This is a genomic window from Mobilicoccus pelagius NBRC 104925 (assembly GCF_000247995.1).
Lineage (GTDB): Bacteria > Actinomycetota > Actinomycetes > Actinomycetales > Dermatophilaceae > Mobilicoccus > Mobilicoccus pelagius.
Map to the genome: position 1 here is coordinate 14,045 of NZ_BAFE01000021.1, position 15,707 is coordinate 29,751.

17 protein-coding genes are annotated in these 15,707 nt (G+C 73.2%); 2 read left to right on the forward strand and 15 right to left on the reverse strand.

The window, feature by feature from the left end; translation table 11 throughout:
* Positions 1–64: 64 nt before the first annotated feature.
* The 12 genes from MOPEL_RS03835 to hisD form a co-directional block, all read right to left on the reverse strand.
* Positions 65–1,261 (reverse strand): sensor histidine kinase, encoded by a 1,197-nt coding sequence (locus tag MOPEL_RS03835; RefSeq protein ID WP_009481542.1) that lies wholly within the window; start codon positions 1,259–1,261, stop codon positions 65–67.
* Positions 1,258–2,097 (reverse strand): TrmH family RNA methyltransferase, encoded by an 840-nt coding sequence (locus tag MOPEL_RS03840; protein ID WP_009481543.1) that lies wholly within the window; start codon positions 2,095–2,097, stop codon positions 1,258–1,260. The genes MOPEL_RS03835 and MOPEL_RS03840 overlap by 4 nt, the downstream gene beginning before the upstream one ends.
* 17 nt (positions 2,098–2,114) lie before the next feature.
* Positions 2,115–2,498, reverse strand: coding sequence for a 50S ribosomal protein L20 (gene rplT / locus MOPEL_RS03845; protein WP_009481544.1), 384 nt, complete (start codon positions 2,496–2,498; stop codon positions 2,115–2,117).
* Positions 2,499–2,586: 88 nt separating this feature from the next.
* Positions 2,587–2,781 carry a 50S ribosomal protein L35 gene (rpmI, locus tag MOPEL_RS03850; protein ID WP_009481545.1) on the reverse strand — a complete coding sequence of 65 codons (195 nt, stop codon included), beginning with the start codon at positions 2,779–2,781 and terminating at the stop codon, positions 2,587–2,589.
* 94 nt (positions 2,782–2,875) lie between these two features.
* Positions 2,876–3,517: a translation initiation factor IF-3 gene (gene infC / locus MOPEL_RS03855; RefSeq protein WP_051992205.1), complete on the reverse strand. Its 642-nt coding sequence runs from the start codon at positions 3,515–3,517 to the stop codon at positions 2,876–2,878.
* Between the two features lie 380 nt (positions 3,518–3,897).
* Positions 3,898–4,770, reverse strand: a complete 873-nt coding sequence (locus tag MOPEL_RS03860; RefSeq protein ID WP_009481547.1) for an SseB family protein — start codon at positions 4,768–4,770, stop codon at positions 3,898–3,900.
* Entirely contained in the window at positions 4,767–5,513 is a 747-nt protein-coding gene (gene priA / locus MOPEL_RS03865) for a bifunctional 1-(5-phosphoribosyl)-5-((5-phosphoribosylamino)methylideneamino)imidazole-4-carboxamide isomerase/phosphoribosylanthranilate isomerase PriA (RefSeq protein WP_009481548.1), read from the reverse strand. The genes MOPEL_RS03860 and priA overlap by 4 nt, the downstream gene beginning before the upstream one ends.
* A 97-nt stretch (positions 5,514–5,610) precedes the next feature.
* Positions 5,611–6,306 (reverse strand): imidazole glycerol phosphate synthase subunit HisH, encoded by a 696-nt coding sequence (hisH, locus tag MOPEL_RS03870; RefSeq protein WP_009481549.1) that lies wholly within the window; start codon positions 6,304–6,306, stop codon positions 5,611–5,613.
* Positions 6,303–7,064: a hypothetical protein gene (locus MOPEL_RS03875; protein WP_009481550.1), complete on the reverse strand. Its 762-nt coding sequence runs from the start codon at positions 7,062–7,064 to the stop codon at positions 6,303–6,305. The genes hisH and MOPEL_RS03875 overlap by 4 nt, the downstream gene beginning before the upstream one ends.
* Positions 7,054–7,668 carry an imidazoleglycerol-phosphate dehydratase HisB gene (gene hisB / locus MOPEL_RS03880; protein WP_009481551.1) on the reverse strand — a complete coding sequence of 205 codons (615 nt, stop codon included), beginning with the start codon at positions 7,666–7,668 and terminating at the stop codon, positions 7,054–7,056. Before hisB ends, MOPEL_RS03875 begins: the two co-directional genes overlap by 11 nt.
* Complete coding sequence (locus tag MOPEL_RS03885; RefSeq protein WP_009481552.1) at positions 7,665–8,864, reverse strand: histidinol-phosphate transaminase; 1,200 nt, start codon at positions 8,862–8,864, stop codon at positions 7,665–7,667. Before MOPEL_RS03885 ends, hisB begins: the two co-directional genes overlap by 4 nt.
* Positions 8,861–10,243 carry a histidinol dehydrogenase gene (gene hisD / locus MOPEL_RS03890; protein WP_040632804.1) on the reverse strand — a complete coding sequence of 461 codons (1,383 nt, stop codon included), beginning with the start codon at positions 10,241–10,243 and terminating at the stop codon, positions 8,861–8,863. Before hisD ends, MOPEL_RS03885 begins: the two co-directional genes overlap by 4 nt.
* Before the next feature lie 237 nt (positions 10,244–10,480).
* Here hisD and MOPEL_RS03895 point away from each other — a divergent pair, with 237 nt between their 5' ends.
* On the forward strand, positions 10,481–11,314 hold the full coding sequence (locus tag MOPEL_RS03895; RefSeq protein WP_009481554.1) for an ABC transporter permease: 834 nt from the start codon (positions 10,481–10,483) through the stop codon (positions 11,312–11,314).
* A 33-nt stretch (positions 11,315–11,347) separates the two neighbouring features.
* Here the strand turns inward: MOPEL_RS03895 and MOPEL_RS03900 are convergent, their stop codons facing one another.
* The 3 genes from MOPEL_RS03900 to MOPEL_RS03910 form a co-directional block, all read right to left on the reverse strand.
* Positions 11,348–11,575, reverse strand: a complete 228-nt coding sequence (locus tag MOPEL_RS03900) for a type II toxin-antitoxin system antitoxin (protein ID WP_245544708.1) — start codon at positions 11,573–11,575, stop codon at positions 11,348–11,350.
* Between the two features lie 68 nt (positions 11,576–11,643).
* The gene (locus MOPEL_RS03905) at positions 11,644–12,630 is read right to left on the reverse strand and encodes an SPFH domain-containing protein (protein WP_009481556.1); all 987 of its coding nucleotides are present in this window, start codon (positions 12,628–12,630) and stop codon (positions 11,644–11,646) included.
* A 109-nt stretch (positions 12,631–12,739) separates the two neighbouring features.
* The gene (locus MOPEL_RS03910; RefSeq protein WP_009481557.1) at positions 12,740–14,929 is read right to left on the reverse strand and encodes a S9 family peptidase; all 2,190 of its coding nucleotides are present in this window, start codon (positions 14,927–14,929) and stop codon (positions 12,740–12,742) included.
* A 151-nt stretch (positions 14,930–15,080) separates the two neighbouring features.
* On the opposite strand from MOPEL_RS03910, the gene MOPEL_RS03915 reads away from it, so the two are divergent.
* Positions 15,081–15,707, forward strand: a 627-nt coding sequence (locus MOPEL_RS03915; protein WP_009481558.1) for an SDR family oxidoreductase, incomplete at its 3' end; no start/stop codon positions are given.

Genomic DNA, 15,707 nt, shown 5'->3' on the forward strand with positions numbered 1-15,707 from the left:
AAGGGGTTTCACCGCGGCGAGGCCGGTCACCCCGGCGACGGGCGCGCCCGGTCCCCGGCACGTCTCAGCGCACGGGCGCCGCGGGGAGCGCGAAGCGGAACCGGGCGCCCCCCTCGGGGGCACGGTCGACCGAGACCGCGCCGCCGTGCGCCTCGACGAGCCCCCGGACGAGGTACAGACCCAGGCCCGTGCTCCCCCGGCGGGATCCGTGCCAGAACTTCGTGAACACGAGGGCATAGTGCTCCGGCCGCACGCCTTCCCCCTCGTCCGAGACCGTGACGGCCCAGTGCGTCGGGGAGGGCCCTCGGGCGCGGTCGTCGGTCGAGGTGGGACGAGCGGCCGCCCCGGGCGCCACCGAGGCGGGGCCCGGCGCGGCGACGGCGCGCTCACCCGCGTACCGGGCATCGCCCGTCTCGGCGCCGACGGGCCCCACCCGCACATGCACGGTGCCGACGCCGTGGCGGACGGCGTTCTCGAGGAGGTTGGTGACGATCTGGTCGATCCGGTCGGCGTCGGCCCACACCCCGGCCTCGCCGTCGGTGGCCTCGACGCGGACGTCGAACCGCTCCTCGTCGAGCCCGGAGGCGACGAGACGCCCGACGCACCGGTGGACGATCTCGGCGAGGTCGACCCGGCGACGTTCGAGACGCAGCCGGCTCGTGTCGAGGCGGGAGACGTCGAGGAGTTCGTGAATGAGACGGGCGAGCCTGTCGGAGTCGGCCTCGATCGTCTCGATCATGAGGTGCTTCTGTGCGTCGGTGAACCGGTCCCACCGGCGGAGCAGCGTCGTGGAGAAGCCCTTGACCGAGGCGAGCGGCGCACGCAGCTCGTGCGCGACGAGCGAGATGAGCTCGGCGGTCTCCGACTCCGCGCGACGGCGGGCGTCGGCGTCCCTCAGCGAGACGACGACCCGCACGACGGGCCCGCGCGGCACCTCGCGGACGAAGCTCATCGTCACGAGTACCCGCCCCCGTCCGGGCAGGAGGAGCATGCGTTCGCGGTGCCCGGTGCGGATGCAGAGTCCGCCCCACGGGTCGAGCTCCTCCCACCAGGAGCGGCCCGCGTTGTCGAGCAGGGGCAACGCCTCGACGACGGGCACCCCGACGAGGTCGGCGGCGGGGCGCTCGACGAGCTGTGCCGCCCGGGCGTTGACGACCTCGACGATCCCGTCGGCGCCCGCGACGACGACCCCGTCGGGCAAGGCGTCGAGGACCGCGCCGGCGTCGCGCCAGGCTTCCGGCCCCGCGTCCGCCGGCGTCACGATCGCGTCGCCCCCGGTCCGCCCGCCGGGCGCGAACGGGCCGACTCGTAGAGACACACCGTGGCGGCCATCGCGAGGTTGAGGGATTCGGCGCGGCCGTGGATCGGCACGCGGACGACGTCCGTGCACACCTCCCGCACCTCGGGCTCGAGACCCCACGCCTCGTTGCCGAACACCCACGCGTGCGGCGAGGTCAGCTCGGCGTCGGTGAGGACGACGTCGCCCACGCCGTCGGCCGCATGGGTGCGGAGCCCCGCCTCGTGGACGGCCCGGAGGACCTCCTCGACGGGTACCCCGACGACGACGGGGACGTGGAAGAGCGACCCGGCCGTCGAACGCACGACCTTGGGGTTGTAGACGTCGACGCTCGCCGCGGTGAGGACGACGGCGTCCGCCCCGGAGGCGTCGGCGCAGCGCAGGACGGTGCCCGCGTTGCCGGGGTCCCGCACGTGAGCGAGGACCGCGAGGGTGCGCGGCCGGGCGGCGAGGACCTCCGCGAGCGGCACGTCGAGCATGCGGCAGATGGCGACGACGCCCTGCGAGGTCGCGGCGTCCCCCATCGCCGCGAGGACCTCACGCGTCGCCGGGCGGACGAACAGACCCGCCTCGCGGGCGTCCTCGAGGATCTCCGGAAACCGGTCGGCCGCGTCCGGGTCGACGTAGACGTCCCGCACGAGATCGGGCCGGTACCGCACCGCCTCCCGCACCCCCTGCGGACCCTCGACGAGGAACGCGCCCTCCCGGGTCCGGACAGCACGACGGGCCAGGGCCGCCACCCTCCGCACGCGTTCCGCGCGCGGATTGGTGAGCGGTTCCCTGGCCCGGTCGGTCGTCACGTCTCGTGAGACGCGCGTCAGGCGGCGTCCGTCTTGGCGTCGGTCGCGGGCACGTTGGCCTTCGCGACCTCGACGAGCGCGGCGAACGCGGCCTCGTCATTGACGGCCATCTCGGCGAGCATGCGACGGTCGACCTCGATCTCGGCGGCCTTGAGCCCCTGGATGAAGCGGTTGTACGTCATGCCGTTCGCGCGGGCCGCGGCGTTGATGCGCTGGATCCACAGGCGACGGAAGTCACCCTTGCGGGCCTTGCGGTCGCGGTAGGAGTAGGAGAGGGAGTGGGTGACCTGCTCCTTGGCCTTGCGGTACAGGCGGGACCGCTGTCCCCGGTAACCGCTAGCGCGCTCGAGGGTAACCCGGCGCTTCTTCTGGGCGTTGACCGCCCGCTTCACGCGTGCCACGTGATGTCTCCTTGTGTGCTGCTGATGTACGGGTGGGCGGCCGCGTCACGACCCCGACGTGCGTCGGGACGGCATCGCGGCACGGGACTCACTTGCCGAGGAGTCGCTTGACCTTCTTGGCGTCCTGCGGAGCGAGCTCCACGTCGTTCGCGATGGAGCGCTTGAACTTGCTGGACTTGTGCTCGAGCAGGTGACGGCCACCGGCCTGCTCGCGCATGACCTTGCCCTTGCCCGTGATGCGGAAACGCTTCTTGGTCCCGCTGTGCGTCTTGTTCTTCGGCATGGTGCCGTCTCTCCTTGCGAGTCGTGGTGGTCGCGCCGCCGTCTCCGTCGTCGTGTCGTCCGAAGACCGTGGCGCGGCTGTCGTGGTGGAACCGTCAGGAACCTGCGGGCGTGGCCTGGTCGACGGGGGCCGCCGCCTCGGTCGCCTGGGGCGCCTGGGCCGCGTGCGTCTCCGTCGCGGAGGTGGCCTCGTCGCGGTTGCGGCGCTGCTGGGCCTTGGCCTCGGCCTTCTTCTTGGTCGGGCCGAGGACCATGATCATGTTGCGGCCGTCCTGCTTGGGGGCGCTCTCGACGAACCCGATGTCGGCGACGTCCTCGGCGAGGCGTTGGAGGAGCCGGTACCCGAGCTCGGGCCGCGACTGCTCACGCCCGCGGAACATGATCGTCACCTTGACCTTGTCTCCCGCGTTGAGGAACCGCTCGACGTGGCCCTTCTTCGTGCCGTAGTCGTGCGGGTCGATCTTCGGACGGAGCTTGATCTCCTTGATGACCGTGTTGACCTGGTTCTTACGCGACTCACGGGCCTTGATGTCGGCCTCGTACTTGAACTTGCCGAAGTCCATGAGCTTGCAGACAGGCGGGTTGGCCATGGGCGCCACCTCGACGAGGTCGAGGTCGACCTCACCGGCGAGGCGGAGCGCCTCCTCGATCTTGACGATCCCGACCTGTTCTCCGTTGGGTCCGACGAGTCGGACCTGCGGGACGCGGATGCGGTCGTTGATGCGGGTTTCGCTGATGTCGAGCTCCTTGTCTCAATGCTGTCGTCCGGGCGTGCCGCCCACCCGGGCCGCGCCGGAGAGCCGGAAATGCTCCGGAGACGACGACGGCCTTTCGCGGGCTCCCCGCGAAAGGCCTGATCACCACCACCATGCCGAGGGGTGCCGACGCGACGTCGACACCTGGCAGGCCCTCCCGAAGGGGGCCCGGCGACCCGGCGACCTGAGGCGGTCGGAGGGTGGAAGCGTGGTGAGCGGCTTCTCTTGGGGCAGTCATGCACGTCGACGAACGGCTCGGCGAGCACAAGGCCGTCGAGACGGGTCGGCAGAACACGACCGATCCCGGCCAGGGTAGCAGCTGCACCCGGGTCGCTCCAACCGCAGACTCCGAGACCGCCGGGTCAGACAGCGTCCTCGTCATCCTCCTCGCCGCTCGGGGGTGCCGGTTCCCCGGCCTCCCCGCGGTGCAGCGCGACCGCGAGGTCGGCGATGCGGATGCGCACCTCCGGTTCGGCGGCGAGCCGCTCCCCGACGAGGGTGACGATCGTGTCGACGTCGCGCTGGTCGAGGCCGGGCCGGAGCACGAGGACGAGGCGGAGGACACCCGGCCCGTGGAGGGCGGTGCCGTCCTCCGCACGCGCACGAACGAGTCCGTCGATGCCCTGGGCGGCCTCGGCCACGGCGAGCTTGACGACGGGATCCTCGTGGGGCGGCAGCCACGGCCGCTCCTGGGCGAGGGCCCAGAGGTGCGGCAGTCGCAACACGGCGGCGTGCGGCGAGCCGAGGTCGACGAGGAGGGTGTCGCAGCCCTCCTCGACGGCGGTGCGCGCCACCTCGGGCATGAGCTTCGGCGTCGGACGCCCCTGCGGGTCCCAGGCGGTGACGGCCTCGACGCCCGTGAAGACGGGGAACGCCCGCCGGCCGTCCGGCGCGGTGAGGGTGACGGTCGCCATCTGCGCCGAGTCGTCGAAGTCCTCCCCCTCGACGCCGTGCCGGGCGGCCGCGGCGGAGGACGGGGTGGCGACGATGGGGACGAGGACGCGCGCATGGGCGAGGAGATCCATCACGCGCCGCACGTGCTCCGGCGAGCCCACCCGGGTGAGATCCGTGAGCGCATCGACGAGGGCGGGGTCCGAGCGCCCGTCGTCGCCCGCGAACGTCGCGGCGTCGAGATGACGACCGGCGAAGGCGATGCCGCCGCTGTCGGCCCCGGGGAGTCCCCCCGGGACGTGTCCGTGCTCGTGCCCGACGGGCTCCCCCGTCGTGCCCGTCACGGCCGACCCGCCACGTCGAGGGCCTCGGGGAGCGTGAACGCGCCCGTGTACAACGCGGAACCGACGATCGCGCCCTCGACGCCGAGCGGGACGAGTTCGCGGAGGCGGGCGAGGTCCTCGAGCGTCGAGACACCGCCGGAGGCGACGACGGGGCGATCGGTGCGGGCGCACACCTGGCGGAGAAGCTCGAGGTTGGGCCCGGCGAGCATCCCGTCCTTGGCGACGTCGGTGACGACGTACCGGGCGCATCCCTCGGCGTCAAGGCGGGCGAGGGTCTCCCAGAGGTCGCCGCCCTCCTTCGTCCAGCCGCGGGCGGCGAGCGTGGTGCCCCGCACGTCCAGGCCGATGGCGACACGGTCGCCGTGCTCGGCGACGACGGAGGCCGTCCACTCGGGGTTCTCGAGTGCGGCCGTGCCGATGTTGACGCGCCGACATCCCGTGGCGAGCGCCCGCTCGAGGCTCGCCGCGTCGCGCATGCCACCGGACATCTCGACGTCCATGTCGACCTCGGCGACGATGCGGGCCAGGAGGTCAGCGTTGTCCCCCTTGCCGAAGGCCGCGTCGAGGTCGACGAGGTGGAGCCACTGTGCACCCGCCTCCTGCCAGGCGAGGGCGGCCTCGACGGGGTCGCCGAATCGGCCGCCACTGCCGGCGACGCCCTGGACGAGCTGGACGGCCTGGCCGTCGGAGACGTCGACCGCGGGAAGCAGTTCGAGGATCGGGGCGGAGTTCTCGGTGGTCATCGTGTCCTCGGGTCGGTGGGACGGGGTGGGACAGAGTACGGACGGGCCGGCCGCAGGGCGCGACCGGGGCGGAGGCTCCTGGTCGGAGGCTCCGGTGTCAGAGTGTGAGGAGCCAGTTGCGGAGGAGGCGGGCGCCCGCCTCGCCGGACTTCTCGGGGTGGAACTGGGTGGCCGTGAGCGGGCCGTTCTCGACGGCGGCGACGAACGGTCCTCCGTGCTCGGCCCACGTGACGAGGGGTGTGACGACCTCGAACGGGCCCTTGGGGTCGAGGCTCCACGTGCGGGCGGCGTAGGAGTGGACGAAGTAGAAGTGGGCGTCCTCGACACCCTCGAAGAGGCGGCTGCCCTCGGGGACGTCGACGGTGTTCCACCCCATGTGGGGGACGACGTCGGCCTCGAGACGCTCGACGACGCCCGGCCACTGGGCGAGGCCCTCCCGTGGCGTCGTGGAGGGTTCGGCGGAGGTCTCGAACATCACCTGCATGCCGACGCAGATGCCGAGGACCGGGCGACCGCCGGCGAGACGGGTGTCGACGATGCGAGGCCCCTCGACGGCGGCGAGCCCCTCCATGCAGGCGTGGAAGTTGCCGACGCCGGGGACGAGGAGGCCGTCGGCACCGATCGCCCGGTCGCGGACCGAGGTGAGTTCGACCTCGGCGCCGAGACGTTCGAGCATCCGGACGGCCGAGCGGAGGTTGCCGCTGCCGTAGTCGAGGACGGCGACGTGCGGACGTCCCTCGACCGGGGGCACGGTCGGCTCGCCCGCGGCGAGGGTCGGGATCGGGGCGTTCATCGGCGTCGCTCCTCGGCGTGAGGGTCGGGATGGGGACCGGGATGGGGATCGTGACGGGGATCGGCGCGCAGGCCACGGCGGAGAGCACCCGCGGCGGGGCCCTCCGCGTCGTCGACGTCCTCGGCCTGCTCGCCGTCGCGCTCGCGCACGACCCGGTCGAAGGCGCGGGCGTAGCGGTCGTGCGGGACGACGAGGCGGGCGTCGACGAGGTCGGCGGCGGCCACGGCTCCGGTGAGCACGTCGACGCCCGGCAGGTCGAGCACCCCGAGGAGCGCGGCGAGGATCTCCTGCGCGCTCGCCCCGACGTCGCCGACGATCTCGGTGACGGCGGCGATCGTCTCGGCGGAGTCCCGACCGGCGGCGTGGACGACGTCCTCGGGCGTCGCGACGGGCAGACCACGGGGCCGGACGACGCCGTCGCGGGGCGTCCAGATGAGCCAGCGCGTCGCCGCCCACCGGTGCGGAGGATGGACGGTGACGACCGCCTGACGGCCGACGCGGAAGAACCCGACCGCGGGCCGCATGCGCCGCGACGCGGGACGACCGGCGAGGGTGCGGACCGCGTCGTCGTAGGGGTAACGCGCCTTGGGCCGCCCGGCAGGGGCGACGAGCGTCCAGCGCCCCACGGGCGCGACGACGAGCGGGCCGAGACCGCGCCGCGCCCAGGCGACGACGGCCTCCGGGCGCGTCGACGTGAGGACGACGCCCTCACCGGTGACGCTCGCGGCCGCCTGTCGCCGCGCGAGCCTAGAGCGCACCCTTGGCACTGGGAATCCCCTCCACCCGCGGGTCACGCGCAACCGCGAACCGCAGCGCCCGTGCGAGCGCCTTGAACTGGGCCTCGACGATGTGGTGCGGGTCGCGCCCGCCGAGGACCCGCACGTGGATCGCGAGCCCCGCGTGGTGCGCGAGGGACTCCATGACGTGGCGGGTGAGGCTGCCGACGTACTGCCCGCCGATGATCACGTACTGCTGTCCCTCGGGCTCGCCGTCGTGGACGCAGTACGGGCGGCCGGCGACGTCGACGACGACGTGCGCGAGGGCCTCGTCGAGCGGGATCGTCGCCTCGCCGAACCGGGAGATGCCCCGCTTGTCGCCGAGCGCTTGCGCGATCGCGTCGCCGAGACAGATGGCGACGTCCTCGACCGTGTGGTGCGCGTCGACGTCGACGTCGCCGGTGGCGTGCACCGTGAGGTCGAAGAGGGCATGCTTGGCGAGGCTCGCGAGCATGTGGTCGTAGAACCGCACGCCCGTCGTGACGTCGCTGCGCCCCGAGCCGTCGAGGTCGACCGTGAGGTCGACGCTGCTCTCCGACGTGGCGCGGCGGATCGTCGCGGTGCGGTGGGGGGCGTCGTGGGTCACGCCTGCTCCTCCTCGATGCTCGCCGTCCCGGGGTGCCGGGCGAGGGCCGCGAGGAACGCGTCGACCTCGGCCGGGGTCCCCGCCGTCACCCGAAGGTACCCGGGGAGACCGACATCCCTCACGAGTACGCCCTCCTCGAGGAGCACCCGCCAGAGCGCCGGGGCGTCCTCGATGCCGCCGAAGAGGACGAAGTTCGCGTCGCTCGGCACGGACTCGTAACCGAGGGCGGGGAGTTCGTCGACGATGCGGTCGCGCTGGGTCTTGATCGCCTCGACGGTGCCGAGCATGACGTCGGCGTGGCCGAGGACGGTCGTCGCGACGGCCTGGGTGACGCTCGACAGGTGGTACGGCATCCGGACGAGGCGGAGCGCGTCGACGAGCGCCGGGTCGGCCGCGAGGTACCCGAGCCGCCCGCCCGCGAGCGCGAACGCCTTGCTCAGCGTGCGTGTGACGACGAGTCGGGGGCGGCCCTCGAGGAGGGTGAGGGCGCTCGGGGTGCCGGGGCGGGCGAACTCCGCGTAGGCCTCGTCGACGACGACGATCGCGTTCTGCGCCGCGTCGTAGACGGCGCGGACGACGTCGAGGTCGAGCGCGGTGCCCGTCGGGTTGTTCGGCGAGCAGAGGAAGACGAGCGACGGGTCGTGCTCGCGGGCCTGCGCCGCCGTGGCCTCGACGGGCAGGTCGAAGCGGGCCCCCGCGTCGCCCTCCCCCGCCGACTCCCGGCCGCGGAGTCCGTCGATCCACGTCGTGTCGGCCGTGCGCGTGATGATCGGGTGCATCGAGTACGACGGGGTGAAACCGAGCGCGGTGCGTCCCGGCCCGCCGAACGCCTGGACGAGGTGAAGGAGGACCTCGTTGCTGCCGTTACCCGCCCACGTCTGCTCCGGCGTGATCGTCACACCGCTCGCGTGGGTGAGGTAGGCGGCGAGCGCCTCTCGCAGCGCGGTGAACTCGCGGTCGGGGTACCGGTTGAGACCCCTCGTCTCGGCGGCGACGGCGGTGGTGATCGCCTCGGCGACCTCGTCTGGGACGGGGTAGGCGTTCTCGTTCGTGTTGAGGGCGTGGGCCACCTCGAGCTGCGGGGCGCCGTACGCGGTACCACCACGGAGGTCCTCCCTGAGGAGGCGACGGACCTCGTCCTCGCCGGTGACGGGCGCGCTCGTCACGCCCGCGTCGGTGCGGGCCGGGCCGCTCATGCGCGTCCCTCCGTCCGCGCCTCGGTGCCGGTACGGGCCAGGATCGCGTCCCCGTGCCCGGGCAGGTCCTCGGCGTGGGCGAGCGCGACGACGCGGGGGCCGATCTCGGCGAGGGCCTCCTCCGAGTACTCGACGACCTGGACCCCGCGGAGGAACGCGTGGACCGAGAGGCCGCTGCTGAACGCGGCGGTGCCGCTCGTCGGCAGGACGTGGTTGGAGCCCGCGGCGTAGTCGCCGAGGCTCACCGGGGAGTACGGGCCGACGAAGATCGCTCCGGCCGAACTGATCCGGCGGGCGACCTCGGCCGCATCACGGGTGTGGATCTCGAGGTGCTCGGCACCGTAGGCGTCGACGACGGCGCGGCCGGCGTCGAGGTCGTCGACGAGGACGATCGCCGACTGACGCCCGGAGAGCGCCGTGGTCACACGTTCGTGGTGCTTGGTCGCGGCCACCTGCGCCTCGAGGGCCTCCTCGAGGCGCGCGGCGAGGGACTCGGAGTCGGTGACGAGGACGGCCGCGGCGAGCGGGTCGTGCTCGGCCTGGCTCACGAGGTCGGCGGCGAGGTGGGCCGGGTCGGCCGTGTCGTCGGCGAGGATCGCGATCTCGGTGGGCCCGGCCTCGGCGTCGATGCCGACGACCCCACGCAGGAGGCGCTTGGCCGAGGCGACGTAGACGTTGCCCGGTCCGGTGACGAGATCGACGGGGGCGCACAGCTCCTCGACGTCCCCGCCCGCCGACGGCCGGTCGACCTCGATGCCGTAGGCGAACATCGCGACCGCCTGGGCGCCGCCGACCGCGTAGACCTCCTCCACGCCGAGGAGAGCGCACGCCGCGAGGACCGTCGGGTGCGGGTACCCGGCGAACACGCCCGTGTTGTCGCGCTGGGGCGGGCTCGCGACGGCGAGGGAGGACACCCCCGCCTCCTGGGCCGGGACGACGTTCATCACGACGCTGCTCGGGTAGACGGCGAGGCCGCCCGGCACGTACAGGCCGACGCGCCGCACCGGGATCCACCGCTGGGACACGGTGCCACCGGGGACGACACGGGTCGTGTGCTCCTGCGGCATCTGGTCGGCGTGGACGAGCCGGGCGCGACGAATCGACTCCTCGAGGGCGGCACGCACCTCCGGGTCGAGCGTCTCCAGCGCGGCGGCGAGCACCTCGGCGGGCACCCGCAGATGAGGCGGGACGACCCCGTCGAACCGCTCGCCGTACTCCCGGAGGGCCTCCGCGCCGCGGTCACGGACCGCCTCGCAGATGGGCCGCACCGCGTCGAGCGCGTCGGCGAGGTCGTACTCGGCGCGCGGCAACACCTCGCGGAGGGCACGCGGGCCGAGGTCGGCAGGGGTGGAATCACGCAGGTCGAGACGGGAGATCACCGGCACAGTCTAGGTGGGACGTCGGCCCCACTCTCCGTCCCCGACCGCCAGTGCCGCTCGTCACACCCGTCCCGACACCCCGCGACGGGCCGTCGCCGAGAGACGCGACGACCGTCGCCGCGACCGGCGCCACGGCCTGCGCCCCGGTCTGCGTCGAGCACTCGGGCACGACGTCGGAACCGCCCTCGGACACGGCCCGAGGCGTCGTCACACCCCTCGTGCGGCGATACTCCTCGGGTGAGCCTCCTGACCGCGACGACACCCTTCACCGCATCCCTCACCCCGGCTACGCTCGTCGTGGCCGGGGACTCGACCCTCATCGACGTGAGCGGTACCGACGGTGTCGTCCGACTCGTCCTCGTCGTCCTCGCGTTCGCCGTGCTCGCCGCCGGTCTGCGCTACGCGATGGGCCTCGGCGACGGCCGCGCCGAGATCACGGCGACCGCACGCGCGACCCTCCAGCTCGGGCTCGTCGGCCTCGTCATCGCGACGGTGCTCCAGTCGTGGTGGCTCACGGGCGCGTTCGTCCTCCTCATGATCGGCGTGGCCGGGCTCACCTCGGGCGGACGCATGGGAGTCACGGGGGCACGACGTGCCTGGCCGCTCCTCCCCGTCGCCGCGGCGGCACTGCCCGTCACGGCGGTGCTCCTCCTCGTCGGGCTCCTGCCGCTCCGGCCGATCTCGCTCATCCCCACCGCAGGAATCCTCATCGGCAACTCGATGACGGCGACGACGCTCGCGGGCCGACGTGCCCTCGACGCCCTCCGCGAGCGCCGCGGCGAGTACGAGGCGGGCCTGTCGATCGGCCTCATGCCCCGCGACGCGGCCCTGCTCGTCGCCCGCAAGCCCACCCGCCTCGCGCTCGTGCCGGCCCTCGACCAGACCCGCACCGTCGGCCTCGTCACCCTCCCGGGCGCGTTCGTCGGCACCCTCCTCGGTGGCGCGACACCGCTCGAGGCGGCCGCGCTCCAGCTCGTCGTCCTCGCGGGCATCCTCCTCGCGCAGTCGATCGCCGTGCCGATCACCCTCGAACTCGTCACGCGCGGCATCCTCACCCGGCCGCGCCGCTGAGACTCCCCGCCCGGCCCGTACCCTCCGCCGAGGTCAGTCCTCGTCCTTGCGTGGCCTGCCGGGACGACGGGCCGGCGCGACCTCGCGGGGCAGACGCCCGGCGTCCGCGAGCGCACGTCGCAGGACGATCTCCATCTGGGCGTTGACGCTGCGGAGCTCGTCGGCGGCCCACTGCGCCATCGCGTCGTGGACGGCCGGGTCGAGACGCAGGAGCACCTGCTTGCGGATGCGCTTCGCCGGCATCCGTTTCTCCTCAGCCACGGCGTCCTCCGCACACGCCGACTCCCGGCGTGCCCCGCGAGGGGCGCACCGGGAGCGGACCGACGCACTCAGGCATAGAGGCTGCCCGCGTTGACGACGGGTGTCGTGCGCGACTCCCCGCAGAGCACGACGAGGAGGTTGCTCACCATCGCGGCCTTGCGCTCGTCGTCGAGCTCGACGATCGACTCGGCCTCGAGCTTGTCGAGCGCCATCTCGACCATGCCGACGGCGCCCTCGACGATCTGTGCGCGGGCCGCGACGATCGCACCCGCCTGCTGCCGCTGGAGCATCGCCTGGGCGATCTCGGGGGCGTAGGCGAGGTGACTGATGCGGACCTCGACGATCTCGACCCCGGCGACGGCGACGCGCTGCGCCACCTCGTGGGCGAGCTCGGTCGACACGAGGTCGGTCGAGCCCCGCAGCGACGTGGCGCCGTGCCCGTACTCGTCGTAGGGGTGCGTCGTCGCGACGTGACGGAGCGCGGACTCCGACTGGACGCGGACGAAGTTGTCGTAGTCCTCCACGGAGAAGCTCGCGCGGGCCGTGTCGGCAACCTGCCACACGACGATCGCGCCGATCTCGACGGGGTTGCCGTCGGCGTCGTTGACCTTGAGGTCGGAGGTCTCGAAGTTGTTCACCCGCACCGAGACCTTCCGCTTCGTCGTGAGCGGCATGACCATCGTGAGACCGGTCTGCCGGTTCGTGCCGACGTAGCGCCCGAAGAACTGGAGCACCTTCGTCTGCCCCGGCTGGACGACGGTGAGGGAGCTCAGGACGAGCGCGGCGAGGAGGAACAGCAGGACGCTCGCGGCGACGACGCCCGCGCGGGGGCCGTCGGCCTCCGGGAACGTCGTCGCCTCCCGGACGACGAGCGCGATCCCGCCGAGGGCGAGGAGGATGCCGCCGAGGAGGGCGAGGAATCCGTTGACCGCCCACGCGGGGCGCTCGCCGACGTCGACCCGGGTGCCCTCGTGCCCGACGGGTGCGGTGGCGGCGGGCTGCTCCTGTGGGCCGCGGCCCGCGTCGGCCGATTCGGTCTGAGTGGTGGACGACATGGTTCCTCCTGGGGTCCCCGACACCCCGGGGCGATCCCGTGGTGATAGAAAAACGATATCACTTTTTTCTCACCGGGCCACCGGCGTCGGAGACCCTCACGGGCCCAGGTCACTTCGCGGAAGGGAGACCTCCCGTCGTGGTCGGGAGCGGTTCCGTCGCCCCGATCGCGTCGAGGAGGAACGCGACCTCCCCGGACCACTGACGCCATGCGTCGTACCGGCCCGACCGGCCTCCGTGGCCCGCGACCATCTCGGCGCGCATGAGGATCGGGCGCTCCACCTGGTCCGAGGTCACGGTCTCCCGCAGCCGCGTGACCCACTTGAGCGGCTCCCCCACCTGCACGCGGGTGTCGTTGAGGCTGCTCGTCGCGAGGATCGCCGGGTAGTCGACGGCGCGGACGTTCTCGTAGGGCGAGTACCCCTTCATCACCGCGTAGATCTCCGGGTCCGCGAGGGGGTTGCCCCACTCCTCCCACTCGCCCACGGTGAGGGGCAGGCTCGGGTCGAGGATCGTCGTGAGGGCGTCGACGAACGGCACCGCCGCATGGACGGCCCGGAAGAGTTCGGGCGCGAGGTTGACCGTCGCCCCGACGAGGAGGCCACCCGCCGATCCGCCCTGGAGTGCGAGACGGGCGGGGTCGACGATCCCCGCCTCCCCGAGGTGACGGGCGCATGCGACGAGATCGGTGAACGAGTTGACCTTGTCGGCGAACCGCCCACGCAGCCACCAGGACCGGCCCATCTCGCCACCGCCGCGGACGTGCGCGACCGCGACGACGACGCCCCGGTCGAGGACGGGAAGGAGCGGGACGGAGAAGCGCGGGTCCTCGCTGATCTCGTAGGCGCCGTACCCCTGGAGGAGGCCCGGCGCGCGGCCGTCGAGGGGCACGTCGGCCCGGCGGACCACGGACATCGGCACCCGCGTGCCGTCCTCGGCGGTGACCCAGACCCGCTCCTCGGCGTAGTCGGCCGGGTCGTACCCGCCGAGCACCTCCCGCGCCTTGAGCACCTCGACCTCGCCCGTGGCGGGGTCGAACTCGCAGACGCGCCGGGGCACGACGTACGACTCCTGGACGATCTGGAGGCGGGTCGTGCGCCACTCCGGGTTCTCCCCCGTCGCCACGGTGCCGAGCTCCGAGAACGCCGGCACCTCGACGACCCGCTCCGGCGACGCGAGGCGGTCGCCCTCGACCCACGGCAGCACGCGCACCGTGGGCAGGCCACCGCTGCGGAGCGACACCGCGACGGCGTTCTCGAACGCCTCGACGGCGAGGACGCGTTCGTCCTCCGCCGGGGTCCACCACGGACGCCACGGGGCGGGCGCCGTGTTCGGGTCCGCCGCGAGGACGTCGGCGAGCCCGACGGCGGAGACGGAGAAGTCGACCCGGTCACCGTTGTGGACGACGAGGAGGACCTCTCCGGCGGGCTCGACGTCGTACTCGAGGTCGGGGGTCCGGGGTCGCACGCAGACGAGGCCGCCCGTCGGATCGTCGAGATCGAGGAGATGGACCTCGGAACTGTTGCGCGACGAGGTCGTGAGGACGAGCCACCGGTCGTCGCGGGAGGTGTCGATGCCCATCCAGTGGGTCTCGTCCTCCTCGAGGAAGATCCGCACGTCCTCCTCGGCCGGGCGACCGATCTCGTGGCGCCACACCTCGTGCGGACGCCAGGCGTCGTCGACGCGCGTGTAGAAGAGGTACCGGCCGCACGCGCTCCACACGAGCCCGTACCCGACGCCGCGCACGACGTCGTCGACGACCGCGCCCGAGGCGATCTCGCGGACGACGACGTCGAACCGCTCGTCCCCGCTGCGGTCGACGGCGAACGCGACCCGCTCCCCCGATCCGTCGACCTCGGAGGCCCCGAGAGAGAAGTACTCTCCACCCGCGGCCTCGACGTCACCGTCGACGACGACCTGTTCCCCCGGCGGGGCGACCTCGGGGTCGACGACGGGGCGTTCCCCGTCCGTCACCGGAACCCGACACAGCCGCCCGTACTGACAGCCCTCCTGCGTGCGGGAGTAGTACCACCAGCCGCGATACCGCACCGGGACCGAGAGGTCGGTCTCCTTCGTCCGGGCCTTGATCTCCTCGAACACCGCCTCGGCGAGCGGACGCTCGTGGGCCGTGACGGCGTCGGCGTACGCGTTCTCCTCGTGCAGGAGGCCGACGACCTCCGGATCCTCCGTGTCCCGCAACCACGCGTACGGGTCGACGACGGTGTCGCCGTGGTGGGTCCGCGACGTGGGGCGGGCCTCCACCTTCGGCGGGCGGGGCGTGGACGACGAGGTGTGCTCCATGCGGGAACTCTAGGCCAGCGCCGCAGAATCGCTCAGGAGGTAGGTCGGTCGGCCGACTGGCATCCCGGCGCCCCCCTTCGTCGCCTCCGCCGTGCCTGCGCCACAACGGTGTTCCCGGCGGCCCCCTCGATTCCGACAGGAGCCGAACCCCGTGTCCCAGACCGTTCGCACCCTCCCCCTCCGCCGCCGCCGCGTTCTCCTCACGGGGGTCACCGGGTTCGTCGGTCAGGCCGTCCTCGAACGGTTCCTCCGGGAGGAGGCAGAGATCCACGTCGTCGTCCGCGGCCGGCCCGGCGAGAGCGCGGAGGACCGCCTCGAGGAGGTGCTCACCCGCGCGGCGTTCGGGCCGTGGCGCGACGAGGTGGGCTCCGCCGGGGTCGCCCGCGCCCGCCGTCGCGTCCACGTCGTCGGGGCCGACCTCGCCGCCGGACTCCCCGCGCTCCCGGCCGACCTCGACGTCGTCGTCCACAGCGCCTCGAGCGTGTCGTTCGACGACCCGTGGGACGCCGCGATCCGCGCGAACGTCCTCGGCTCCGCCCGGCTCTACGAGGCCCTCGCCGCCGCCGGCGGCGACCCGCACGTCGTCCACGTGTCGACGTCCTACGTGCAGACCGACCGCACCGACCTCGCCCGCGAGGTCTCCGTCGCCCACGACGCCGACTGGCGCGCCGAGGTCGACGCCGCCCTCACCCGCCGCGTCGATCTCGTCACCCGACTCACCGCCGAACTCACCGCCGAGGGACCGACGGGGGACCCCCGCGCCGCCGGGAGGGATGTC